The organism is Paeniglutamicibacter selenitireducens, from assembly GCF_051550675.1.
Taxonomy (GTDB): Bacteria; Actinomycetota; Actinomycetes; order Actinomycetales; family Micrococcaceae; genus Paeniglutamicibacter.
In genome coordinates this window covers 1-23,013 of the sequence record NZ_JBPULF010000008.1, presented here as the reverse complement: position 1 = coordinate 23,013, position 23,013 = coordinate 1, and the positions used below count along the sequence as shown (strand labels likewise).

28 protein-coding genes are annotated in these 23,013 nt (G+C 67.1%); 18 read left to right on the top strand and 10 right to left on the bottom strand.

Annotation, left to right across the window (positions count from 1 at the left end; genetic code table 11):
* Window positions 1-624 precede the first annotated feature (624 nt).
* Window positions 625-1,275, bottom strand: a complete 651-nt coding sequence (locus ACSYDW_RS13810; RefSeq protein ID WP_438339313.1) for a DUF2306 domain-containing protein — start codon at window positions 1,273-1,275, stop codon at window positions 625-627.
* Window positions 1,276-1,447: 172 nt separating this feature from the next.
* Window positions 1,448-1,948, bottom strand: coding sequence for a DUF6326 family protein (locus tag ACSYDW_RS13805; RefSeq protein ID WP_438339312.1), 501 nt, complete (start codon window positions 1,946-1,948; stop codon window positions 1,448-1,450).
* A gap of 118 nt (window positions 1,949-2,066) precedes the next feature.
* Between ACSYDW_RS13805 and ACSYDW_RS13800 the strand changes: the two genes are divergently transcribed.
* The 9 genes from ACSYDW_RS13800 (at window position 2,067) to ACSYDW_RS13760 (ending at window position 9,319) form a co-directional block, all read left to right on the top strand.
* The gene (locus tag ACSYDW_RS13800; protein ID WP_438339311.1) at window positions 2,067-2,717 is read left to right on the top strand and encodes a TetR/AcrR family transcriptional regulator C-terminal domain-containing protein; all 651 of its coding nucleotides are present in this window, start codon (window positions 2,067-2,069) and stop codon (window positions 2,715-2,717) included.
* A 322-nt stretch (window positions 2,718-3,039) separates the two neighbouring features.
* Window positions 3,040-3,480 carry an AAA family ATPase gene (locus ACSYDW_RS13795; protein WP_438339310.1) on the top strand — a complete coding sequence of 147 codons (441 nt, stop codon included), beginning with the start codon at window positions 3,040-3,042 and terminating at the stop codon, window positions 3,478-3,480.
* Window positions 3,481-4,104: 624 nt separating this feature from the next.
* Window positions 4,105-4,734, top strand: coding sequence for a biotin transporter BioY (locus tag ACSYDW_RS13790; protein ID WP_438339309.1), 630 nt, complete (start codon window positions 4,105-4,107; stop codon window positions 4,732-4,734).
* Window positions 4,692-5,816 (top strand): AMP-binding protein, encoded by a 1,125-nt coding sequence (locus ACSYDW_RS13785; protein ID WP_438339308.1) that lies wholly within the window; start codon window positions 4,692-4,694, stop codon window positions 5,814-5,816. The genes ACSYDW_RS13790 and ACSYDW_RS13785 overlap by 43 nt, the downstream gene beginning before the upstream one ends.
* Entirely contained in the window at window positions 5,806-6,930 is a 1,125-nt protein-coding gene (locus tag ACSYDW_RS13780; protein WP_438339307.1) for a thiolase family protein, read from the top strand. The genes ACSYDW_RS13785 and ACSYDW_RS13780 overlap by 11 nt, the downstream gene beginning before the upstream one ends.
* A complete protein-coding gene (locus ACSYDW_RS13775) occupies window positions 6,927-7,619 on the top strand; it encodes an energy-coupling factor ABC transporter ATP-binding protein (RefSeq protein ID WP_438339306.1) in 693 nt (230 codons plus the stop codon). Before ACSYDW_RS13780 ends, ACSYDW_RS13775 begins: the two co-directional genes overlap by 4 nt.
* On the top strand, window positions 7,613-8,224 hold the full coding sequence (locus ACSYDW_RS13770) for an energy-coupling factor transporter transmembrane component T (protein WP_438339305.1): 612 nt from the start codon (window positions 7,613-7,615) through the stop codon (window positions 8,222-8,224). The genes ACSYDW_RS13775 and ACSYDW_RS13770 overlap by 7 nt, the downstream gene beginning before the upstream one ends.
* Window positions 8,221-8,547: a CHY zinc finger protein gene (locus tag ACSYDW_RS13765; RefSeq protein ID WP_438339304.1), complete on the top strand. Its 327-nt coding sequence runs from the start codon at window positions 8,221-8,223 to the stop codon at window positions 8,545-8,547. Before ACSYDW_RS13770 ends, ACSYDW_RS13765 begins: the two co-directional genes overlap by 4 nt.
* Before the next feature lie 319 nt (window positions 8,548-8,866).
* Complete coding sequence (locus ACSYDW_RS13760; RefSeq protein ID WP_438339303.1) at window positions 8,867-9,319, top strand: dihydrofolate reductase family protein; 453 nt, start codon at window positions 8,867-8,869, stop codon at window positions 9,317-9,319.
* Window positions 9,320-9,358: 39 nt separating this feature from the next.
* On the opposite strand, the gene ACSYDW_RS13755 is transcribed toward ACSYDW_RS13760, so the two are convergent.
* Window positions 9,359-9,847: a GNAT family N-acetyltransferase gene (locus ACSYDW_RS13755; RefSeq protein WP_438339302.1), complete on the bottom strand. Its 489-nt coding sequence runs from the start codon at window positions 9,845-9,847 to the stop codon at window positions 9,359-9,361.
* A 395-nt stretch (window positions 9,848-10,242) separates the two neighbouring features.
* Here ACSYDW_RS13755 and ACSYDW_RS13750 point away from each other — a divergent pair, with 395 nt between their 5' ends.
* Window positions 10,243-10,542, top strand: coding sequence for a hypothetical protein (locus ACSYDW_RS13750; protein WP_438339301.1), 300 nt, complete (start codon window positions 10,243-10,245; stop codon window positions 10,540-10,542).
* A 213-nt stretch (window positions 10,543-10,755) separates the two neighbouring features.
* On the opposite strand, the gene ACSYDW_RS13745 is transcribed toward ACSYDW_RS13750, so the two are convergent.
* The 5 genes from ACSYDW_RS13745 to ACSYDW_RS13725 all read right to left on the bottom strand — a co-directional run bounded on the left by ACSYDW_RS13745 (window position 10,756) and on the right by ACSYDW_RS13725 (window position 13,808).
* Window positions 10,756-11,394, bottom strand: coding sequence for a maleylpyruvate isomerase family mycothiol-dependent enzyme (locus ACSYDW_RS13745; RefSeq protein WP_438339300.1), 639 nt, complete (start codon window positions 11,392-11,394; stop codon window positions 10,756-10,758).
* Window positions 11,395-11,506: 112 nt separating this feature from the next.
* A complete protein-coding gene (locus tag ACSYDW_RS13740; RefSeq protein ID WP_438339299.1) occupies window positions 11,507-12,790 on the bottom strand; it encodes an MFS transporter in 1,284 nt (427 codons plus the stop codon).
* Between the two features lie 2 nt (window positions 12,791-12,792).
* Window positions 12,793-12,948, bottom strand: coding sequence for a hypothetical protein (locus ACSYDW_RS13735; RefSeq protein ID WP_438339298.1), 156 nt, complete (start codon window positions 12,946-12,948; stop codon window positions 12,793-12,795).
* A 39-nt stretch (window positions 12,949-12,987) separates the two neighbouring features.
* A complete protein-coding gene (locus ACSYDW_RS13730; RefSeq protein ID WP_438339297.1) occupies window positions 12,988-13,419 on the bottom strand; it encodes an arsenate-mycothiol transferase ArsC in 432 nt (143 codons plus the stop codon).
* Complete coding sequence (locus tag ACSYDW_RS13725) at window positions 13,416-13,808, bottom strand: ArsR/SmtB family transcription factor (RefSeq protein ID WP_438339296.1); 393 nt, start codon at window positions 13,806-13,808, stop codon at window positions 13,416-13,418. The genes ACSYDW_RS13730 and ACSYDW_RS13725 overlap by 4 nt, the downstream gene beginning before the upstream one ends.
* A gap of 90 nt (window positions 13,809-13,898) precedes the next feature.
* On the opposite strand from ACSYDW_RS13725, the gene arsB reads away from it, so the two are divergent.
* Genes arsB through ACSYDW_RS13710 form a run of 3 tightly spaced genes read left to right on the top strand, consistent with a single transcriptional unit; the run spans window position 13,899 to window position 16,910 of the window.
* Window positions 13,899-15,026, top strand: a complete 1,128-nt coding sequence (arsB, locus tag ACSYDW_RS13720) for an ACR3 family arsenite efflux transporter (RefSeq protein ID WP_438339295.1) — start codon at window positions 13,899-13,901, stop codon at window positions 15,024-15,026.
* Window positions 15,023-15,439, top strand: a complete 417-nt coding sequence (locus ACSYDW_RS13715; protein ID WP_438339294.1) for an arsenate reductase ArsC — start codon at window positions 15,023-15,025, stop codon at window positions 15,437-15,439. Before arsB ends, ACSYDW_RS13715 begins: the two co-directional genes overlap by 4 nt.
* 31 nt (window positions 15,440-15,470) lie before the next feature.
* Window positions 15,471-16,910, top strand: a complete 1,440-nt coding sequence (locus ACSYDW_RS13710; RefSeq protein ID WP_438339293.1) for an FAD-dependent oxidoreductase — start codon at window positions 15,471-15,473, stop codon at window positions 16,908-16,910.
* A gap of 48 nt (window positions 16,911-16,958) precedes the next feature.
* Here the strand turns inward: ACSYDW_RS13710 and ACSYDW_RS13705 are convergent, their stop codons facing one another.
* On the bottom strand, window positions 16,959-18,476 hold the full coding sequence (locus tag ACSYDW_RS13705) for a CYTH and CHAD domain-containing protein (RefSeq protein ID WP_438339292.1): 1,518 nt from the start codon (window positions 18,474-18,476) through the stop codon (window positions 16,959-16,961).
* 210 nt (window positions 18,477-18,686) lie between these two features.
* Entirely contained in the window at window positions 18,687-19,487 is an 801-nt protein-coding gene (locus tag ACSYDW_RS13700; RefSeq protein ID WP_438339291.1) for an alkaline phosphatase family protein, read from the bottom strand.
* A 439-nt stretch (window positions 19,488-19,926) separates the two neighbouring features.
* On the opposite strand from ACSYDW_RS13700, the gene ACSYDW_RS13695 reads away from it, so the two are divergent.
* The 5 genes from ACSYDW_RS13695 to ACSYDW_RS13675 all read left to right on the top strand — a co-directional run bounded on the left by ACSYDW_RS13695 (window position 19,927) and on the right by ACSYDW_RS13675 (window position 22,892).
* The gene (locus ACSYDW_RS13695; RefSeq protein ID WP_438339290.1) at window positions 19,927-20,271 is read left to right on the top strand and encodes a VOC family protein; all 345 of its coding nucleotides are present in this window, start codon (window positions 19,927-19,929) and stop codon (window positions 20,269-20,271) included.
* Between the two features lie 109 nt (window positions 20,272-20,380).
* Complete coding sequence (locus tag ACSYDW_RS13690; protein WP_438339289.1) at window positions 20,381-21,262, top strand: class II glutamine amidotransferase; 882 nt, start codon at window positions 20,381-20,383, stop codon at window positions 21,260-21,262.
* Window positions 21,263-21,418: 156 nt separating this feature from the next.
* The gene (locus tag ACSYDW_RS13685; protein WP_438339288.1) at window positions 21,419-21,982 is read left to right on the top strand and encodes a GNAT family N-acetyltransferase; all 564 of its coding nucleotides are present in this window, start codon (window positions 21,419-21,421) and stop codon (window positions 21,980-21,982) included.
* 192 nt (window positions 21,983-22,174) lie between these two features.
* The gene (locus tag ACSYDW_RS13680; RefSeq protein ID WP_438339287.1) at window positions 22,175-22,558 is read left to right on the top strand and encodes a DUF3054 domain-containing protein; all 384 of its coding nucleotides are present in this window, start codon (window positions 22,175-22,177) and stop codon (window positions 22,556-22,558) included.
* A gap of 55 nt (window positions 22,559-22,613) precedes the next feature.
* Window positions 22,614-22,892, top strand: a complete 279-nt coding sequence (locus tag ACSYDW_RS13675) for an Lrp/AsnC family transcriptional regulator (RefSeq protein ID WP_438339286.1) — start codon at window positions 22,614-22,616, stop codon at window positions 22,890-22,892.
* Window positions 22,893-23,013: the final 121 nt, after the last annotated feature.

The window sequence follows — 23,013 nt, the reverse complement described above, 5'->3', positions numbered from 1 at the left end:
CCGCAGTTCGGGGCTCCTCGGCTCGCTGATTCCCGATGGTCGCTAGCTCCTAGTTGAATCGGTTGACTTTCTAAGCCATGTCTTCGGTGTGGACCGGGCTGCGTGAATGGATCCGCGGACTTTCGCTGCCACATGAATCGTAGGTGTCCCGCAGGAGGTTGCTCCGCGGCTACGGGATCAACTGTCCAGACGTCGGTGTCAGCAGCGCCAGCGCTCAAGTTCATTTTCTGCTGCTCTGGCCTGGGTTCTTGCCCGAGGAAATCGATGAGGATTTCCAATGCCTCCAACGCCCGAATGCGCCCGGTTCCATCGATCCGTCCGACAAGTCGAAGCAAGGTGAAAGCGGCTGCGGGGAGGAAAGTAGCATCCTTGTTCCATTCCTCGGCGCTTGGTGATTCAGTCCATCCGCGGATCACGGTGTGATCGACGATTTCCAGCACGTTGGTAGCGGTGGCATCGTTCGCCAATTCATTGCGTTTCCGGCCACAATGTGGAGGATTTCGCATCCCTCGTCGCTTCCGGACGGGGAACGTTCTCCTGCCTCGTCCTCATTGATTGGCGAAGTGAAATGGCGCGTGAAATTCATGTTGGCTTTCGTCAGCTGTTGCACGCCGGGGCACGACCTCATGATTGAGGAAGACCTGGGTCCGGCGCCCGGCTTGTCCGCCGGCCAGAGCGCCTCCGGACAATCAACTCAGCTGCGACACTGTTGATCACGAAACCCGCGGCAACCATCCAGACCTCGCCTAATGCGTCGACCTCACCCATGGTGATCGTCCACAGTGCGAAAACAAGCGCTTGGCTTCCGCCGGAGACGGCGATCGCGTAGGCGCGCGTCATCCAGGATCCGTGGACAGCGAAGTCTCGTCGCTTGATCGCGATGACAGCTCGTACTAGGAAAACTGCCATCGCCACGGCGAAGACGAGGCGAACCCTCGCGAGTGGGATCTCTTCGGCTGGGCCGCCAAAGAAGACCGCGAGCCAGACACTGGACAGGGCCGCGATGAATCCAGCGGGGACCAGTGCGCGGCCGGCGGCACGGTGCCAACGATGCCGGATTCGCAGAGCCGGAGAGAACTGGAACGCACCAATGAGACAGTACGCGCTCATCGCCACGATGTGCCCAATCATCGGAATCGATGATGTCAAGGGACGGGTGCCCTCCGGGCCGGCATTCAGGTCTCCCAGGTGAATCGCTCCGCCGAGCACGGGCAGTGCGCTGAGCAGCAGGAGGCCGGTGATGGCGAGCCGTCCGCTCCTCGAGCGCTGCCTCACTTCCCCTTGCCCGGCGACCGGACTGGTGGGGCTTATCTGCCGGGACATTTCGCGTTCCGGTTTTCGGGCCCCAAGGGCCTGCGCGTGAGGGCCGCGGCGCCCTTGCAGCGTTGCATGCCGACTTCGCTGATATCCGTGCCGGTGGTGAACTTCCATGGCTCGATCACGGAGATCACCGGGGATTTCCTTCCAGTGAGGTGTTGGCCGCGTGGCCGCCGACTCGTTCCGGGTTTCGCTCTTCGGTGCGGGGCCAGGTCCAGGCGGAGCGCAGGATGAAGCCCAGGAGCAGCACCTCGAGCCCGATGGAGAGGCCGTAGAAGAAGGACCAGGACCACGGTTCGCCCGCCGCGTTGTATATCGAGACGGGGATGTACACCGTTGCCACGACGAGGTTGGTGGCACGGTTGGTGCGGGCGGGAAGCATCATGGAGAGCGCCACCATCACGATCGGGATCGCCACGAGCGCGAGGAACGCGGACATCAACGCCGGGCTGATGTCGAACTCGAAGACGACGCCGGCGCGGAGGTTGTCGATCATCCCCGGCTTGTAGAGGGCGAAGTAGTCGACGTAGATGTAGAGGAACATGAAGCTGGTCCAGGCTGCCGCGATCTTGGCTTGCACCGGGATCCGCTGGTCTTCCAGCGCGGGGGTGGTGTGTTGACGGTTTTTCATCAGATGCTCCGATGTCGTGGTCAGGATCGGGGGTCAGCGATCGCTGGCACCTTCCGTTCTTACGGCTGTAAGGATGCGGATCATGCTAGTCTTACGCCTGTAAGGAGTCAATGGGAACGTGAATACACGAGCGGCACTCAGCAGGGAACGGATCGTTGCGGCGGCAGCGACTGTCGCCGATCGCGGCGGTATCGGTGCGGTCAGCATGCGATCCGTCGCCGCAGAACTGGGCGTGGAGGCGATGTCCCTCTATCACCATGTGGCGAACAAGATCGCGCTCCTTGACTCGCTCGCCGACTGGGCGTTCGAGCAGATCAGCGCCCCTGGCGTGGATGACCCCTGGCGGGCGGCGATGCTTAACCGGGCGCGATCGGCGCGATCGGTGCTGGTGCAGCATCCGTGGGCACTGGGCATGATCGAGGCGCGCCCCCGGCCCGGCACGCCGCTGCTGCGGAACTTCGATCGGGTCTTCGGCTGCCTCCTGAATTCCGGATTCTCGGCTCGCCTCGCCACGCACATGTTCTCCGCCGTCGACGCCTACGTGTACGGGTTCGCGCTTACGGAGTCCACCCTTCCCTTCGCCCCCGGCGAAGGTGCGGAAATGTCGTTCGCCGAGGACGTGGCGCCGAGTCCGGACGAATACCCGCATCTCGTGCGGGCGCTCGGTGAGCTCATGCACAATGCAAGCTACTCGTTTGCCGACGAGTTCGCCGTCGGTCTCGACATCATTCTCGACGGCTTCGAGCAACGCCTCGAGCAAGCCTCCTGATTTTCTCCCGGGCGTGGTCCTCCTCCCCGCGGGGCAAACTGCAGCGGTTGGGGGATTTTACGAGGACCCCGCCTGTCGACCCATGCGATGCGATGGAGTTCATCAACCGATCCATGGAGGGCGGCACCCGGGTCCCGACCGCACAATCAGCCATGGCCGCGGGCTTCTGGATGAAAGTTCGGCGCCCGGACGTGCCCGGGAGGAACGCCGCGGAATGGGCGCATGTCAGCAACTGGGTTCCGACGCCCGTTAGGCGGAGTGCCTTTGTGGGCTGCTCCTGTGGCATCTGTGCGGCAAAAAAGTTCGCTGCTACATTGAGCGGATGACCAAAGTACTGCTGACCGGAATGTCCGGATCGGGGAAGAGCAGCGTCCTTTTGGAACTGCATTCCCGGGGCCACGAAACGCTCGACACCGACTACGGTGGATGGGTGTTGGAGGATGGCACCTGGGATGAACCGCGAATGGATGAATTGCTGCGCCAACCGGGCAGCATGGTGGTTTCTGGAACCGTCGAGAACCAAGGCCGGTTCTATGGGTACTTCGAGCACGTGGTTTTGCTCAGTGCGCCGCTTTCGGTTCTGCTCCAGCGAGTCAGGAGCAGAACCACCAACGAGTACGGGAAAAGCGAAGCTCAGCAATCGGAGATCGCCAATTTTGTTGAAACGGTCGAGCCTCTGCTCCGAAACGGCGCATCCATGGAGCTGGATGGTCGGCTGCCCGTCTCCTTACTGGCCGATGCCATTGAAGAGCTACTTTCTTAGGTCTCGTTCCCCGCTGTCCGAGGCAAGCGCGCCCCTGCCGTCCGTCGCATAGACCGGCGGGGCTTCGGCCCGGCTTCCGAAGGCCCTGTCAGGGCTCCACCCATGGACGGACATATGTGGCCCACCCACCGTCGAGCCTGCAAAGGGTCGTTTGGCTGACAGGGGTCAAGCCATCGAACTACGGTGATGCCCATGACGGATACGGTTTTTCCTCCATGCACGGTGACGCCGGCAGTCATCGAACAACTCGCCGTTCTTGGCTCGGTGAGATTGGTTCTAGCAGGCGGCTGCTGCGGTGATACCTAGGTGTTTTTGACGGACCAACAGGAGCCACCCGATCGAGCCTCCGGCCGCCTGGGATCCGCGGAATCCACGCCATGTGCGTCGCCCACCGCCACTCCCCCATGCCCCGTGGTCCGAGGAGACGCGACGCCAGTTCATGGGGCTACCGGGTCGCCTCCAACGACACGGAAATCACCCCGGCGACGGCGAAGTGTGACCGCGGGTTTTGCAGCTTGGGCCGTGGTGTCACTATAGTGAACTCCGTCCTGCTGAACACCGTTCAATTGGACGGTGTTCAAGAGAGCGCCGCCCGGGATTGAATCACACCAAGGAAGTCACTCCATGACGCATCCCCGCACCCTGCACAACCCCACCGGCCGACCCCGGATTGACGCCACAGGCCTCTCCCGAGTCGCCGTCTTTGCGGCGCTGGTTGCCGTCCTGGGCCTTCCGGGCGGGTTCACCGTCGCCGGCGGCGTCCCGATCACGGTCCAGACCCTCGGCGTGATGCTCGCCGGTGCCATCCTCGGACCGTGGCTCGGCGCTTTGTCGATGACCGTGTTCTTGGCGCTGGTGGCCCTGGGCCTGCCGCTGCTGGCCGGAGGCCGCGGTGGCATCGGCGTGTTCTTCGGCCCGTCGGCCGGCTACCTCTTCGGCTGGATCCTCGGCGCATTTGCCATCGGCCTGATCGTGCACGCGGGAGGGCGCAAGCCGGTGCTGTGGCGCACGGCGCTCGGCATGCTGGTCGGCGGGATCCTGGTGGTCTACGCGGTGGGTGTCCCGGTGCAGAGCCTGGTGACGCGCCTGCCGCTCGGCGAGACCATGCTGATGAGCCTCGCCTTCATCCCCGGCGACCTGGTCAAGGCCGTGACGGCAACGCTCATTGTCATGACCTTGGTGCGGGCCTACCCTCGGGCCTTTGGCCGCGTGTGGGCCCCGAAGACGGCCGCGGTTCCGGAACCCGTCCGGTGATCTTCCCGGTGGACGGCGGCGATCCGGACCTGCTCGGGCAGCTCCGGCGGATCCGCACGGCCGGCGACATCCCGCTTGTGGGCGATCCCCGATGGCCTGCCGCGCAGCTCGATGCCATGGCAGCGGCTGCCGCGGCGGCGGAGGCACCCGAGGGAACGGCCTGGGCGACGCTGACCTCCGGTAGCAGCGGCGCGCCACGGATCGTGCTGCGCAGCGCCGAATCTTGGTCCGACTCCTTCGCCGCAGTCGGATCCTTCCTGGGTATCGGGCACGCGGGAAACGTGTTGCTGCCTGCCCCTGCTGCGTCTTCGCTGACACTGTTCTCCCTGGCCCACGCGCTGGACGGCGGACCGCAACCGGTGTTCCGCCCCGGCCCGGACGTCGACGCCCTGCACGGGACACCGCAGGCGCTGCGCGCCGTGCTCGACTCCGGTCCCCCGCCACGCCTGCGCGCGGCGCTGGTCGGCGGATCCCACCTCGACCCGCAGCTGCGCCGGCGCGCCGAGGCTGCCGGCATCCGGGTGACCTCCTACTACGGTGCCGCCGAACTCTCGTTCGTGGCCTGCGACGAGGGCGACGGGCTGCGGCCGTTCCCCGGCGTCGAAATCGAGATCCGCGAGCACGAACTCTGGGTGCGCTCCCCCTATGTGGCCACCGGGTATGCCGGTGCCTCCGGCCCGCTGCGCCGAGACGGCAAGTGGGCGACCGTCGGCGACCGCGCGGAGTTCGCCGACGGCCGGCTCCGGCTGCTGGGGCGGGCCGACGACGCGATCCTCAGCGCCTCGGCGACCATCGTCCCCGAAGAAGTGGAGGCGGTGCTGCGCAGCATCCCGGGCGTGCGCGATGCCCTGGTGTTCGGTCTTCCGAGCGGGCCGATCGGCTCCCTGGTGTCCGCCCTGCTCGAGCTGGACGGCGACGTGCCGGCAGGTCTCGGGTCGCTGGCCGGGGCCCGGCTGGCAACTGCGCACCGGCCGCGACGCTGGTTCACCGGCGAGATCCCGCGCACTGCTTCCGGCAAGCCAGCCCGCGCCGAAGCACTGCGGCGGGTCCAGGCAGGGGAGGTCGTGTCCCTTGCGCACTGAAAACGATCCCGTCATCATTGCCGCCCGGCGCAGCCCGATCGGCACCCGGGGGCGCGCCCTGGCGCGGCTGCGCGTCGAAGAGCTGGCTGCCCCGGTGATCCGCGCCGCCCTGGCCGACGCCGAGGCGGCGCACGGGGCACCGATCACCGTGGCCGACGTGCTGATGGGCAACTGCATGGGACCGGGCGGGAATCCCGGCCGCATCGCCGCGCTGGCGGCGGGGCTCGGCCACGGGGTTCCCGGGATGACGGTGGACCGGCAATGCGGCAGCGGGCTGGCGGCGGTGCTCGATGCCGCAACGGCCATCCGTGCCGGCGATGCGCGCATGCGGGTGGCCGGCGGGGTGGAGAGCGCCTCCACCGCTCCGGTGCGCTCGGCGGACGGCACCGCGTACTCCCGGGCGCCGTTTGCGCCCGCGGGGTTCGCGGACCCGGAGATGACCCGGGCGGCGGAGGACCTGGCGGTGCATGACGGAATATCTCGTGCCCGCCAGGACGCCCATGCGGCCCGCAGCCATGCCCGCGCCCGCGCGGCACGGGACGCCGGCCGGTTCGATGCCGAGGTGGTGCCGATGGCAGGTCTCCGGCACGACGACGCCATCGGCGGGGCCGAACGGCTGCTCCCCCGGCTGCCCGCGCTCTTCCCCGGCGGCTCGCTCACCGCGGGCACCGCCACGCGGATCGGGGACGGCGCTGCAGCCCTGGTGATTGCCCCGGCCGGGGCCATGCCGGGACTCGCCGTCAGGGCCTCCGCGGTGGTGGGTTGCGATCCGGCGCTGCCGGGCCTCGGTGCCTCCGGCGCCGTCGGCGCGGCCTTGGAATCCGCCGGGCTGGACCTGGACGGCATTGCGGCGCTGGAAATCGTTGAGGCGTTCGCCGCGCAAAGTCTTGCGGTGCTGGACAGGCTCGGGATCGCGGAGGAGGACCCGCGGCTGTGTGCCGACGGCGGGGCGCTGGCGCTGGGCCACCCCTGGGGTGCCAGCGGAGCGATAGCCGTGGTGCGCCTCTTCAGCCGCCTGGTGCGGGGCGGTGCCCCGACCGGGACCCGCGGTGTTGCCGCGGCGTCGATCGGTGGCGGCATGGGGATCGCCGCGGTCCTGGAGGTCGTCCGATGAGCCAGCCGGGAATCCACCTCACGGACGTCGGTGTGCGCCTCGGAGATACGGACGTCCTGCGGGACGTCTCCCTCGATCTCGGGGCGCGTACCGTGGCCGTCATCGGGGAGAACGGCTCGGGGAAGTCCACCTTCGCCCGGCTTGTCGGCGGCCTTGTCCCCCGGACCTCCGGTGGGCTGTCCGTGCTGGGGATCGACCCCGCCCGCCGGGCCGCCGAGCTGCGCCGCCGCATCGCGGTGGTGTTCAGCAACCCCGACGCGCAGATCATCATGCCGACGGTTGCCGAGGATGTGGCCTTCTCGCTGCGCGCGGACCGGCTCCCGGCGGCCGAGCTCCGGGAACGGGTGGCCGCGGCAATGGAACGTTTTGGCCTGGGGGATCTGGCCGAGCGCCCGTCGCACGACCTCTCGGGCGGGCAGAAGCAGCTGCTCGCGCTGTGCGGCGCGTTCGTGCGCCGCCCGGAGCTTGTCGTCGCCGACGAACCGACGGCCTACCTCGACGCCCGCAACGCCAGGCTCGTCGCCGACCACCTGCTGGAGGATGCGGGCCACCGGCTGCTGCTTGTCACCCACGACCTCGCGCTTGCCGCGCGCTGCGATCAGGCGGTGTTGTTCGCCGGGGGCCGCATGGTGGAGGTGGGCGATCCCGAAGACGTCATCGCCCGGTACGAGGCGGTGCTGCGGTGCTGACGCTCTACCGGCCGGGGTCCGGCTGGCTGCACCGGATGCCCGCCGGGCCCAAGCTGCTGGGGGTCCTGCTGGTGGTGCTTGCCGTGTCCCTGCTGCCCTCGCAATGGTTCGCTGCGGGCATCGCGGCGGCGGTGGCGATCCTTGGCTACGCGGTGGCGGGACTTGGCCCGGGACTATGCGGGATGCGTGAACTGGGCCGCCAGGTGCATGGGGTCCGCTGGGTCGTCGTTGTCACGGCGGCCAGCCAGTTGCTCTTCATGGGCCCGGAGCCGGCGGTGGCCAATGCCGCCCGCGTGAGCGCCGCGATAGTGCTCGCCGCCCTGCTCCCGCTCACCACGCGGGTGACGGCGCTGCTTGATGCCATCGAGCGGGGGCTGCGGCCCCTGGCACGGCTGGGGCTTGACCCGCAGCGGATCGCGCTGCTGCTGACGGTGACCATCGGCACCATTCCGGTGCTCGGCCGGCGCGCAACAGAGGTGCGCGATGCGCAGCGGGCGCGCGGGGCACGCAACAGCCCGCTGACCTTCGTCGTCCCGTTCCTGATTGTCGCGCTCAAGCACGCGGATGAACTCGGCGACGCGTTGACAGCTCGGGGCGTGCGGTGAATGCCGAGCGGCCGAGGGTGCTCGGTCCCGTCGTCGACGGCCAGACGCGCTGCATCCACTACCGCACCCCGCTGGACGTGATTGCCATCAAGTTCGCCTGCTGCCGCGAGTTCTACCCGTGCCACCTTTGCCATGCGCAGGCCGCGGGCCACGACGCGGCACAGTGGCCGCTCGCCTCCCGCGACGAGCGGGCGGTGCTCTGCGGGGTCTGCGGGCAAGTGCTGTCGATCGCCCGGTACCTCGGCGTCGATTCCTGCCCGGGCTGCGCCGCGCCGTTCAATCCCGGCTGCAAGCTGCACACCGGGCTGTACTTCGAAGATTGAGGACTGAAGACTCAGCTCTGTCTCGGTGGCCGGAGGGTCCAGCTGTCGGCCAAACCCTCGACCGGGCCAACGCCTGTCGCTAGTGTGGGGCACAGTGCCTGGCCCGGCGCGGTGCCGGGCAACCAGCCCCCCCCCCCCCCGAAGAAGGAGTACGCCATGGGAATCCTCTCCGTCGACCTGTTCATCACTTTGGACGGTGTCTACCAGGGGCCGGGAGGACCCGGGGAGGACCGGGAGGGCGGCTTCGCGCTCGGTGGCTGGCAGGCCGCCTATTCCGACGAACAGGCCGGTGCGGCGATCGTGGCCGGCATCGACCTGCATGGACGCACTGTTGCTGGGCCGCAAGACCTACGACATCTTCGCTGGGTACTGGCCGGCCCGCGGCGGCGACGACCACATCGCCGCGACCTTCAACGCCCTGCCGAAGTTCGTCGTCTCCCGTTCGGTGGACGAACCCGCATGGAGCGGCACCACGGCGCTGCCGGATGCGGCGGCGGTTGCCGCCATCAAGGGCCGTTTCAAGGACATCCACGTCATAGGCAGCGGCGACCTCGTGAGGTCGTTGCTCGCAGCGGACCTCGTCGACCGGCTGAACCTGTTCCTCTACCCACTCATCCTCGGGTCGGGGAAAAAGCTCTTTCCCGAGGGAACCGGCGTGCCCGCGGCGTTCCGCCTTGCACAACCACCGCAGGCATTCCCGCAGGGTGCCATCCAGCTGTCCTATGAACGTGCCGGAAAACCGGTCACGGGCGTCGACATCGGCCAGGCATAGTTCCAGCGGTGGGCAGGTGGCCGCGACGAGGGAGCGCCGCTAGAGGAACAGCTTGAATCCCACGTGCGAGGGTTCGAAGCCCAGTCGCTCGTAGAATCGGTGTGCGTTTTCCCGCGTCCTGTCGCTGGTCAACTGGACCAATGAGGCGCCTCGACGACGCCCTTCGGCAATGGCCCACTGCATCATCACGGTTCCCAAGCCATTGCCACGCAGCTTCGCATCCACCCGGACGGCTTCCACCAGCAGGCGTGTCGCCCCGTTGCGGGCCAGACCCGGAATGATGGTCAACTGCATGGTGGCCACCACCGTGGATTCGGCGTCATCCACCACAACCAACAACTGGGCGGGGTCCCTGTCGATGGCCAGGAATGCGTCCAGGTGCCGGCTGCTGCCTGCTGCCGAGGGGGCGTTTTCCGCCCTCCGCAGCACGTCGTCGGCCATGAGTTCGACGATCCGTACGACGTCAACCTCCGATGCCCTGCGTAGTTGGTATTCTTCGCCCGACAAAGTGAAGTTCTCCTGGTTCATGCATTCATCCTTGCATGCGCATGGTTTTCCGTCCGGCGCTTGTGGCGTGGGAACTCCCTGGCGGGACGCCGGTATAGGTGTTTGGTTGCCTGAACCTCATGCTTCCGATCCGCCGGCCGGTCCACTGGAACCGCTTCCTGATACGAGGTGATCGATCGTTTCGGGCGCCGGTGCTGGTTGCCTCGAGGGGGTGGAAGCCTTCCCCGCGATGCCCGCGCGGCACGGTTCAAGGGGCACAAAAGGGAGGACCCGCAAGTGGCAACGGGAACATCCCTTCGTCACTATGATGAAACCAAGCCCGAGAACCAGGTGGGGACCGCGCACGGGCGCCGCGTGAAAACGACGCCATGCAACGATCCGGTTCGGGATCTCCCGGGCGGCGAGGAGTATTAGCCATGGATACGGGATCGGAGCTGTTCGTTCGGCTCAGCGCGTGGTGCAAGGAGCACCGATTCGGCGTGCGGAACCGCTACCAGTGGAGGGACATGGTTCTTGGGGCGGCAGCGGACATCCACAAAGAACTGATCCGGTCGGGCTCTCCCCCGCTCGGTGAAAGCCGCCTGCATTGGATTGCATCTAATGCCGAGCAATGGTGGTGGAAGCAAAACTCGCACAGCGCCTATGGGCGGGCGCGCTCCGGCCATGGCAAAGGCAACCCGCTCAAGCCCACCGTGCTGGATTCCGGAATCGACTAGCCAAGAATTCCGCCTTGGCCCAGGGCGGCTTCGCACACACCAGGACGCAACCAACGTGGACCAGCCGACGGGCCCGGGAATGCCTGTGGGGCTCAACCACCTCTCGTTGCCACGGACCCGTGACCGCCGGGTGGGGTCTTCCGGGTCCGTGGAAGTGGTATCGATCCAAGGAGTGTTCGCGGTGTCCAGCCAGCCGTTCGGTCCAACCGTGGATTATTCAATGCGTGACCGAAGCACGGGAACCCCGGGGCCCTGCAGCTGGTCGAGGTAGGCCATGCGTCCGGCCATCGCCATCACCAGGGCAAGGGTCGAGCCCTCAACCAGCGGGCCGGTGCCGGCATCGAATGGCCCGTCCGTCGCCCTCAGCCGCAGGCCCTTCGCGTTCGATGCGCTGGCAACCGCGAAGTCGCGCCCTGCGTAGAACTCCGCGACAGGCGTCAATGCCTGGATGTTCGGAGTGCGCGGAATGCCCAACGGATGGCGGACATCCTGGGCATGCACAATGACCTCACCCAGGTACGCCGGAGTATGGGAGGACGGCGCAGTGTTGCTCGTGACCACTGCCCGAAACTTCGCCAGGGTCTCGGCCGGTGTGCTGCCTTGGTGCTCCCGCAGGCGACGCGCGTTATGCACCGCGGGTCTGAATCGCGCGCCGAGCATGCTGCGCAGCCACTGCCACTGGTTCAGGCTCGCAGCGGCCGTGAGGTGCGCGACGACCTCCTCGACATTCCATTCCCCGCAGAGCGACGTCCGGCGCCATTGTTCAGCGTCGAGCGTGGACAAATCCTCCGCCAATGCGGCGCGTTCGGCATGCATGAGGGCCCAAAGCCCGGTTTCCGAAGAAGATGCCATGTCGGCTTTCCCCCATTCCAGTTCCTGGGTCCAATCCTATGACGATCCACAAGGTGAGATTGGGAACCGGGAGCCGTGCGCGGCCATCAACGGCAGGCACCTCGTCGTCAACCTATGGCCGAGGGGTCTCCGATGTCTTCTGGGTTCCCTCCCCGGAGGGATCGTCTGCTTGGCGGGACGGGCTTTGACACACCACCCGTGCCCGGTTTTCCCGGGTGGTGCGATGGGGAAGAACCAGCCACATGGCCAGACCAAAAGTCAGAAACCCCAGGAGACCCAGTACCAGCATGGTGCTTCGTGGTCCGAGGTTGTCGATGAGCACCGACCCGAGGACCGGTGCCGCCGCCTGGGCGAGCATGGATGGCAGTGCGATGCGGCCCATGGCGCGGGCGTAGTGTTCTTGGCCGAAGAGGGCCAGCGGCACGGTTCCGTTGGCGATGGAACTCAACCCGATTCCGGCCCCGTAGACGATCACGAGGACCTCGGGGGCCGGGATCCCGATACCGAGGAAGGTGATGGCCACGGCCATGGCGAGGGTCGCGGCCAACATGGTCCACAGGGGGTGGTGTTTCCGCCCGGCGACGAACTCGATGAACCGGGCTCCCACCTGGGCGGGGCCGATGGTTGCGGCCAGGGCGACGGCTGCCGTGCCGACGATTCCAATGCCGGCCAGCAGGGTGAACATATGCATCGACATCAACGCGGCAATCGATGTGCACAGCGTTGTGACTGTCCCAACCAACACCACCATGGGCCGTCGAGGTGCCGCAGGCCGGCGGGAATCGGCTTCGGGGCGTTCAGGTCCCATGTTGGGCAGTGGTGTCAGCGGCTGTTGCGGAATCGTGAGCGCATACAGGGGCACGGTGACCAGCAGGTGCGCTCCGGCATAGGCCAGCGCCGTCCATCGCCACCCGACCTCGTTGACGAGCAAGATGCTCAATGGCCAGCAGATGCTGCTGGCGAATCCGCCAAACAGCGTCAGCCCGGTGATGGCCGATCGCGCGGAGGAACCATAAGTGTGCCCGAGGACGGCGAAGGCACCGCTGTAGAGTCCGCCGCTCATGCCCAGTCCGAGGATCACCCACGCGCCGAGGTACCACCACTGGTTGGGTGCCACGCCGAGGACTGCCAGGCCCAGGGCGCTGGCGATCAGGACGCTGCGCCCGTGGTTGCCAGCCACCAGGGTCCCGACGCGTGGGGAACCCAGGCCGGCAACCAGGAGTCCCACCGAGACGCCCGCGACCACCATGGCGCCGGGCCACCCGGTGTCCTCGGCGATGGGCCCGGCCAGGACCGCCAGCAGGTAGAACGTCGAACCCCACGAGAGGATCTGCCCGATGCCCAACCCTGTGACGACGTAGCCGCGCTTGGCCGCGCACCTCCCGCTGAGGGCCACGGCTAGTCCGGGATGGAGGAGCTACCGGTCCCCCGCGCGCAGCGCTGATCGCCGGCGGCCATGAAACGCGTGTCGCGCGGGGCCGAGGCGCCGCCGGTGCGGGTGCTGACGGAGCCGTCGATGATGGCGTGGCGGTACCTTCCGGATCCAGGACTCAAGGAAAACCTTTCAAGCGGGTGAACGCGGCTCGTGCAAGGTCAGTGCGAGGTGAGGAGGCGGTGTTTGAGGTCCTTCACGCGCGCGTGGATGTCGTCGCGGACCAGCTCCATGCGGGCCCTTCCCTCGATGCCGCGCCTGCTGGGTTCATCGGTGTCCCAGACTTCGATCCTCACTCCCTCGAGGGTGGGGACCTTGGCCTCGGCGCCCAGGACGACGACGAGGTCGGCAGCCCGCATGTTCTCCGCGGTCAGTGCCTTGGGCCTTTCCGCACTGATGTCGATGCCGTGATCCAGCAGGACCTCTGCCGAAAGCGCGTTGAGGGCCGAACCCGGGTGGGTTCCGGCGGAGGAGACGGCGATGTCGTCTCCTGCTTCGTGCTTCATGAGACCGGCGGCCATTTGCGACTTGCCGCCGTTCTTGACGCAAACAAAGAGGACGGAAGGCCGTGCTGCGGCAGGGTTGGTGCTCATCCGCGCCCCTCCGGCGACAACGTCGCGGCCAGGGTGTCCAGTGCGCCGGGAACCAGGGAGTAATAGGCCCACACGCCGCGCTTCTCGCGGTGGAGCAGGCCCGCCTCCACCAGGATCTTCAGGTGGTGGGAGACGGTGGGTTGTCCCAGGCCGAGGGGTTCGGATAGGTCGCAGACGCAGGTTTCGGCCTCGGGGCTGGCGGAGACGATGGAGAGGATGCGCAGGCGGTTCGGGTCCGCCAGTGCCTTGAATCGCGCAGCGAGGGCTTCGGCTTCGCCGGGCAGGAGCGCGCCATGCCCCGGCGCGGGTGCGCAGCATGGGGCGGCAGGCGTCGCGGCGGGGTTCGCGGTGGCTTTGGCGCTGGTTTCCATGGCAGTTGTCGCAGGCATCTGTGCCGCCCCCGCTTTCGCTCGACTCCCCATCGGGAGATTGACAATCATCGATATCTATAAGCATACTCGAAGCATCGACGATCGTCGATGCTTCGTTTCTGGAGAGATTCTGCCGTGACAACCACCGCCGCACCCGCCGACACGGCGCACATCACCGCCAAGCTGTCGACCCTCGACAGGTACCTCGCCGTCTGGATCCTGGCCGCCATGGCCCTCGGCCTGGGGCTGGGGCGACTCGTTCCGGGACTGGGCCAGGCGCTGGATTCCATCAAGGTCGCAGGTGTCTCGCTGCCCATCGCCCTGGGCCTGCTGGTGATGATGTACCCGGTATTGGCCAAGGTCCGCTACGACGAGACCCGACACGTCATCGGGGACAGGAAGCTCATGCTCACCTCGCTGGTGATCAACTGGGTGCTCGCCCCGGCCTTCATGTTCGTCCTGGCCTGGATCTTCCTGGCCGACCTGCCCGAATACCGGACGGGCCTGATCATCGTCGGGCTGGCCCGTTGCATCGCCATGGTCTTCATCTGGAACGACCTGGCGTGCGGGGACCGCGAGGCCGCTGCCGTGCTGGTGGCCATCAATTCCGTCTTCCAGGTCCTCGCTTTCGGCTCCCTGGGCTGGTTCTACCTCCAGGTGCTGCCGGGCTGGCTCGGACTGCCGACCACCAGCGCCGAATTCTCCGTCTGGTCCATCACCCTCTCGGTGCTTGTCTTCCTCGGCATCCCGCTCGTTGCGGGGTTCCTCACCCGGACCTTTGGCGAAAAGGCCAAGGGCCGCGAATGGTACGAGGGCACGTTCCTGCCCAAGATCGGCCCCTGGGCGCTCTACGGACTGCTCTTCACCATCGTGATCCTCTTCGCCCTGCAGGGCGATGCCATCATCGCCAAGCCGCTGGACGTCGCACGCATCGCCCTGCCGCTGCTTGTCTACTTCACCGTCGTCTTCGGCGCATCCATGCTCATCGGCCGGGCCCTGGGCATGGGTTATGCACGCACCACCACCCTGGCCTTCACCGCCGCGGGCAACAACTTCGAACTGGCCATCGCGGTGGCCATCGCCACCTTCGGCGTCACCAGTGGCCAGGCGCTGGCCGGCGTCGTGGGCCCGCTCATCGAGGTCCCCGTCCTCGTTGCCCTGGTCTACGTCGCCCTCTGGTCCCGCAAGTTCTTCAGCAACGCCCCATCCCCCGCCACACAGAAGGTTTCCGCATGAACACCACCCGCAAGCCCTCCGTCCTGTTCGTCTGCGTCCACAACGCCGGTCGCTCCCAAATGGCCGCCGCCTTCCTGGCCAACCTCTCGGCCGGGCAGATCGAGGTTCGCTCCGCGGGATCCGCCCCGGCCGACACGGTGAACCCGGCAGCCGTCGCCGCGATGACCGAGGTCGGCATCGACATGTCCACCGAGGTCCCCAAGATCCTGACCACCGAGGCCGTCAAGGAATCCGACGTGGTCATCACGATGGGCTGCGGCGACACGTGCCCGATCTTCCCGGGCAAGCGCTACGAGGACTGGAAGCTCGATGACCCCGCAGGCCAGGGCGTCGAGGCCGTGCGCCCGATCCGCGACGAAATCCGCGTGCGCATCGAAGCCCTGATCGATGAGCTGCTGCTCGCCGCCAAGTAGTTCCCCCTTCGTTCCCCGGGAGTGGAAGACCATGAACCAGAAATGCCCAGTAATTGTCATCGGTGCCGGACCCATCGGGCTGGCCGCAGCAGCACACCTGATCGAGCGCAACCAGGACATTCGCGTCCTCGAGGCCGGAAACAGCGCCGGTGCCGCCATGGCCGAGTGGGGCCACATCAAGCTCTTCTCCACCTGGCGCTACAACATCGACGCCGCCTCCCGACGGCTCCTGGAGACGCCGACCGAGAGCTACGCCGGTGACTGGGAAGCGCCACGCGAGACCCGCCTCCCAACGGGCTCCGACATGGTCGCCGAATACCTGGAACCCCTGGCCGCCCACCCGGCGCTGGCCGGCAGGATCAGCTACGGCCACCGGGTCGCCAAGGTCACCCGCATCCAGCCGGACGGTCGCGGCGTGGACAAGACGATCTCCAAGGCCCGCGAGGAATCCCTCTTCCTGGTGCGGACGGAAACCGCGGAGGGAACCACCGACATCCTGGCCCGCGCGGTCATCGACGCCTCCGGCACCTGGAACACCCCCAACCCTGTGGGACGTTCCGGCATCGAGGCCATCGGCGAGGCCGAAGCCCGCGGAGCCGGTTTCATCACCTCCCCGCTGCCCGACCCCCTGGGCACGGATGCCGAGGCGTTCGCCGGCAAAAGCATCCTGGTGCTGGGCGCCGGGCACTCGGCGGCCAACACGCTGATCAGCCTGGGGCGACTGCGCCAACAGCACCCCGGCACCCGGATCCTCTGGGGCCTGCGCGCGGCGGCCAATCCCATCCGCCTCTACGGCGGCGGTGCGGCCGACGAGTTGCCGGCCCGCGGCCAATTGGGCACTTCCCTGCGACGCTTCGTGGAAAACGGCGACATCACCATCCTGGAAAACGTGTCAGTCACCGCCCTGGAAACCGGCGACAAATTGACCGTGGTCCTCGCCGACGGCCGAAACCTCGCCGTGGACCTGCTGGTCCCGGCCACCGGCTTCCGCCCCGACCTGAACCCGCTCTCGGAGCTGCGCCTAGACCTGGACCAGGTCGTCGAAGCCCCGCGCGAACTCGGGCCCTTGATCGACCCCGAGTTCCACAGCTGCGGAACCGTCACCGCCCACGGCGAACGCATCCTCGCCCACCCGGAAACAGGCTTCTACATCGTCGGCATGAAGAGCTACGGGCGTGCCCCGACCTTCCTCATGGCCACCGGCTACGAGCAGGTCCGCTCGATCGCGGCGGCGCTGGCCGGGGACCGCGCGGCTGCCGACCTCGTCGAGCTGGAACTGCCCGAAACGGGCGTGTGTTCCACGGACCTGGCTGGTTCCTGCGACGCTCCGGCGCCCATTGAAGCGGCGGCAAGCTGCGGCGCACCGGAACCCGAAGCCGAGACCGTGTCCTGCTGCGGCGCCCCCGAACCGGTGACCATCGGTTTCGCCACCGGCACCCTGCACGGACACACCGAACTCGTCGGCGAGTAGCCGCCCGCCGTGCGACGGGCGAAATTCCCGCAGCTCGCCGGACTCCGCTCAGTGCTGCAACCGCAGTTCGGCGAGCTTCTTCCTGGACTTGGCGTACTTTCTTGCCGCTGCCCGGGCACTGTCGGCCTCGGTTTCCAGGATCCGCCGGTAGGCCCGGGCCGCGTCCTCGGGCAACCCCGGATCCGCGAGCAGTTCCTCGAGGAAGGCGCGGACCATGACACTGTCGTGGTGCTCCCCCAGGACCCGCTGGAGCTTGTGGGCACGCCGGGAGAACCCACGGGCCTGTTTCCCGTGGATGCCTGCCACGGAATCAGCGGCGTGCAGCAGCCGCTTGGCAGCCTTCCGGGCCTGGTGGAGGGCTGCGTCCCGCGTACCGCCGGACGGGCTTCGGTCAACGGCCCGGTGCGCACGTTCCAGGCGCTTGGCCATCTTGTTGACAGACCGCGCCGCCTCGCTGCGGGCCGCCAGCTGCGCACGGGCTCCCGCCGGCGGATTGTCGCGGAACCGTTCAAGGTCTCCCAGCAGCCGGTAGTAGCGCCCGGATTCCAGGACCCCCAGCAGTTGACGGTAGTCGACGTTGTAGGCCGTGCCGATTTCGCGCTCCACGGGTTCGCAGGCGTCAACGGTGCGCAGCGAATCGGGCAGTTCCTCGATGCGCCGGCGGAGCCGCTCCCGCATGACCTCGGCGTCGCGCGGGCGACCCAGTGCGCGGGCAAGCCACTTCAGTTCGGCACCGAGGGTGCGCGCCGCGTTCGCGGAGTAGAGTCCCGCATATGTTGAAAGGGCGGAGCGCAGCCGACGCGTCTCGGACCTCATGCGGTGGACAGCGTCCGGAAGCCCAAGCCTCACCCCGGCATCGGCACCGAGCAGCTCGTTGATGTGCAGCTCCAGGTAGGTCGTCGCAACATCGATGGCCGGGCCCTTCCTGCGTGGCTTTCGGGGGACGGCTGCGCGTCCGGCGGGAACCGCGCCTCCTTTCGCGTCGGACCCTCCGGTGCCAGACCATGGGTGTGCGGGCTGCAGCGCGGCGAGCGTCTCCCGGGCCGCGGCGAGCCAGTCGTTGTCCCCGTGGACCAGGTGGAGCCTCCATTCACGCCATGCGGTGCCGGGGACCCCGGGACCCGTCCGTTCCACCTGGACCCGGTCGTCGATGAAATCTGCAAGGTGCTCCCCCGCGGTTCCGTAGAGCCGATGGGTGCTGCGCCGGATGCCCAGGTGCGCGACGGGCGCAAGTCCTTCACCTCGCGTGTAGGCCAGCACACGGGCGAGCAGCTCCCCCGGCACCGTGTGTGGCTGCCCCAGCGGGGCGCCGGCAACGTGCCACTGGGCGGCCCCGTCGGGGATACCCAGGTACCACCCGTGCCCGGGTCCGCCGCTGCGCCGCTGAAGGAAAATGTTGCGGGTTCCCAACGCCAGGGTTTCGGTGTCGAAATAGACGGTCTCGAGCCGCGAGTGGACCGGATCCGCAACCCTCTCCACTGCCTGCAGGCCCCGCAACGACGGCAGGGGCGTCGTTGGGCCCACCTCGAGGGCAGGCTCCTCCCCCGGGTGTCCCCCGGCTTTCATGGCGTTCGGGTTCCGGGATGGCGGTTGTGGTGATGGGCCAGGATCTTGCACACGCGAGGCATCCTTCCCGGGCAACCAGGACAGTCGGCCGCCCGCATGCCGCCGACTGCGGCTCCCAAGCCGATTCTAGGACTCGGGGAACGGACCCGCCAGAGCGGCCCCGTCAGGACCGCCGGGCTTGCCGGGGCCCGGCGCGGTGGCGGCTGGTGCCTATCGGAGCAGGTCGTCCATGGTTGCCGCTTTCCCGTCGTTGGCGGTCAACGGGGGCAACCCCCACAGGTTTTCAAGGGTCCGCAACAGGGAGTAGTGGTTGTACGGCCGGCGGGATTCGACACCTTGCCGTGCTGCGGGGCCGGCAAGGATCGTCGGCACGGTGTTGTTCCCGCCGTCATTCTCATCCTCGTCCCAGGTGAGCACCAGCAGCGAGTTCTGCGTCGTGAATGCGGGCGATGCGAGGATCCGGGGCACGAGGTGAGAGAGCCAGGCGTCGCCGGTGGCCACGGAACAGTCGTGCATGTCATTGCAGAGGTTCGGGGCAATAAACACCAGGTCCGGCAAACCAGCCGCGGATCGCAGGTCCTCGTCGAGCCGGGGCAGGGGAACAACATGGGCCCGGCAGGATGCCGAGTCGCCGGTGACGCCGGGGTAGTACATGAACGGGTTGTGCCGTACGGCGTAGGTTCCGGAGTCGGCGGCCGTGCAGGGCGCCGGCATGCTTTGCGCATACATCTTCCATGTTCGTCCGGAGGCCTCGAGCAACTCGGCGATGTTCGGAACCTCGGCCATGCAGCCGTCGCCCGGCGTGCAGTCCGTGGTGATTCGCGCGGTCGTGCCGCTGGTCATCGCGAGGTAGTTGGGAAGGCTCGGATGCGCGACGGCCCGGTAGTTTGTTGCAAGCGCGTTCGCCGCGGCCAACTTGTTGATGTACGGGGCGTCGCGGTTGCCCAGGATGCTGGAACGCGAATGGTTCTCTTCGACGATGACGACGACGTGCCCGATCCCCTCAGTCATTTTGTCCGTGGCTCCGGGGACCGTGGAGAGGTGCCCGGTATCCGGACCATGGGCAGCCGGCGATGTCGGGGCCGGTGGCGCCGCGGAGCCTACCGGCGCGGGCGCCGGGGAACCGCATCCTGCCAGGAGGAGTCCCACCGCGAATGCGGCTGTCACCATGGCTACCAGAAACACGTGGGTGCGGCCCATGTCTCGATGGTAGTTCGGCGGCTCGGTGCTTCACAGACCGGCCGGGGCGCGGGCATCCACGGTTGGGACGCCGGCGGTGCACAGCACCTTGACTCCCGTATCGGAGTGGGCGTAGGACGGAGGTACCCGATCCTGCGTGATTGCGCCACAGACGAAGGCACGCTGGACACACACCGTTCGGCGGCGGGTTTCTTCCCGGCGGGTGGACGCCAGGGGGGGCTCACAGCCGACGAGAACAAGGAAGACGGCCATGCCCGGGATTCCGAACTACTTTGAGATCGGTACCCCCGATCCCGAGGGCGCCAGACGGTTCTACGGTTCGCTCTTCGATTGGGATTTCGGCAAGCCATCGCCGCTTGGGTACGGCATGGTCAACGGAGGCGAAGGCGGCCTGTGGGACACCTCGTCGGTCGGCGGCGGCTCCTGGGCGGTATTCTACGGGCAAGTCGACGATGTAGAGGCGGCTATCGAGAGTGCCACGTCGCTCGGTGCAAGCATCGCGCTCCCCCATGTCGATAACGGTTCAATCGAATTTGCCCACCTGCTGGATCCCAGCGGAAACCGATTTGGCATCTGGCGCCCCAAACGCACCTGAGGCGCCCGGGCCCAATGAATGCGAAACCGTACCGGAAACCGCGGGAAGCGGCCGGGGACTGCGGGGGCGGGTGGTCGGTTGTCGACTACCCCGGAAGAAAGGCGGATCCATGTGCCGCTTGTTCGGGATGCATGCCGGAACGCACGCGGCCAAGGCCACGTTTTGGTTGTTGCGGGCCCCCAACAGCCTGGAGCTCCAAAGCCACCGCGAACCCGACGGGACGGGAGTGGGATTCTTTGCGCCCGACGGCGAACCCGTCATCAGCAAGCAACCGATCTCGGCATGGCACGATCCGGAATTCGCCCTCGAGGCCAAACGCGTCGAAAGCACCACCTTCCTCGCACACGTCCGATACGCGAGCACCGGCGACCACACCCCGGAGAATACCCATCCATTCCTGCAAGATGGCAGGCTCTTTGCCCACAACGGGGTCCTGGGCAGCCTCGAGGTCCTCGACCGGCGCTTGGCAAGACTCGGAGCACTGGACCTGGTCCGGGGACAGACGGACAGCGAGCGGATGTTTGCCTTGATCACGGCCGAGATCCGCGGCGCAGCCGGCGATGTTGCCACGGGCAGCGCCGCGGCACTCACCTGGATCTCCCAAAACCTGCCCGTCTACAGCCTGAATTTCGTGATGACGACGCCCACCGACCTCTGGGCGCTCCGGTACCCCGCGACGCACGAGCTCCACGTTCTGGAGCGGCACTCCGGAACCCTCGGACCCCGGACGGCACTTCACATGCACAGCGACCGCATCCGTGCCCACAGCCATGAGCTTGCCGGGCGTTCGTTGGTGGTCGTGGCCACCGAGCCAATGAGCGCCGACCCCGGCTGGCGGCCGCTGGCCCCCGGAGAACTCCTGCACGTGAACAGAAAACTGGGCGTGGAATCACACTTCCCGCTTCCGGAAAACCCGGTCCGCTTGATGTCCCTGGACCAATTGGGCCCCGTTGCAGCAGCATCACAGCATCCGCACGGGCTGCCCGGGTAGTTCCGGAACTCGACGGATACCCATGCGAGGAAGGTCCGGGCGAACATCGGCTTAGAACACATTTTCGAATCATATCCGTTCGAAGGTCAATGCAGCGTTGCCCCTCGCCAGTGCCAACGCTCGATGGGCCCGCGATCGGTCTGCGACGATGGAGCCATGTGCATTTCCAACGAACCATGGACAACCCACCGCTCGCCGTCGGGGGTAACAGTACGGCTCGTGCGGGTGCCACCAAACTTGCTCCGCGCCTTGGGCGACGGGGACCTCGGCAAGGCGCGCTCACTGACGGACATCGAGCTGACGCCCTATCTGGCGACGGTCGAATGCCGTCGTGTGTGGTCCAGACGATTGATTCAGATCGGCCTGGATGGCACAGAAGCACCATGGATAACCCGGATCGTCGTTGATGCGCATACGGGCGCGGTCGTGGGACGCGCCGGATTCCACGGCAAGCCGGATGCAACGGGCATGGTCGAGATCGGCTATGCGATAGACCCTGCATGCAGGCGGCAAGGCTATGCGCGGGCCTCGCTCGAAACGCTGCTCGATGCGGCACGGAGCGATCCGCTGGTCAAGACCGTGCGCGCTTCCGTCGGCCCCGACAACATTGCCTCACGTGGACTGGTGGAACAGTTTGCGTTCCGCGTGGTTGGCGAGCAGTGGGACGAGGAAGACGGCCTGGAAACCGTGTTCGAGCTCGCTCTCCACCAAGGCAGTTGACCAAGGGCTCGGACCCGCATGCGCGGCGAGGCCGAACCCGGCCAACCCCTGTTCCCTTGGTCCGGGCACCAGCCCGATCCCGGCACAGACACCCTGTCGCGGCGCTCGCCGAGCGGGGCGGCCTGCGCTCGACGTATGTTCCGCGCAAGCGAACTGACGGGTCCCGGATGGCACTGGCCATAGAATAGCTGCATGACCTCTCGCAAGACCTGGATCGCCTATTTCGCGATCGACGTGGTTCTAGTCCTGCTCTTTGCCCTGAGCGGGCGCCAATCACACGAGCATTCCTTGACCGTGCTGGGCGTACTGCAGACTGCCGCTCCGTTCCTTATTTCCTTGACGATTCTCACCCTGCTCTCCCGTCCGTGGACCAACCACTCGCGGCTCTGGCCGACGGGAGTGCTGGTGTGGCTCGGAACGGTTGCCCTGGGATTGTCGTTCCGGGTGCTCTTCGGCGGAACAGCCGCCGTTCCCTTCATTATCGTCGCCACGATCGTCCTCGGCGTCTTCCTGCTGGGTCGACGGGTCGTCACCACCCTCATCGAGCGCCGTCGTGCGCACTCCGCAAAGTCCTGAACCAGGCTCCGCCCGGGCTCGGACCAACACCCATTCAATTACTGGAGGTAAAACCGTGGTCACTGCATTCGTGATGATCCAAACCGCTTCTGACAGCATCCCCGAGTGCGCAGAGAAGATCTCAGACATCGAGGGCATCTCCGAGGTCTATTCTGTGGCCGGAGACTGGGATCTCATTGCCATTGCCCGGGTGCGCCACCACGAGGACCTGGCTGAGGTCATTGCCAACCGTCTGTCGAAGGTCCCTGGGATCAAGGCGACACAGACCCACATAGCTTTCCGCGCCTATTCGAGCCACGACCTCGACGCGGCGTTCTCGCTCGGCCTCGAATAGGCTGCGTCCCCTGGGTGGACCCTGAAGCAATCCACGTGGGTGGGGGGGGGGGGGGGGGGGGGGGGGGGGTCCCCCCCCCCCCCCCCCCCCACAACCCCCCCCCCCCCACCCCCCCCAAACA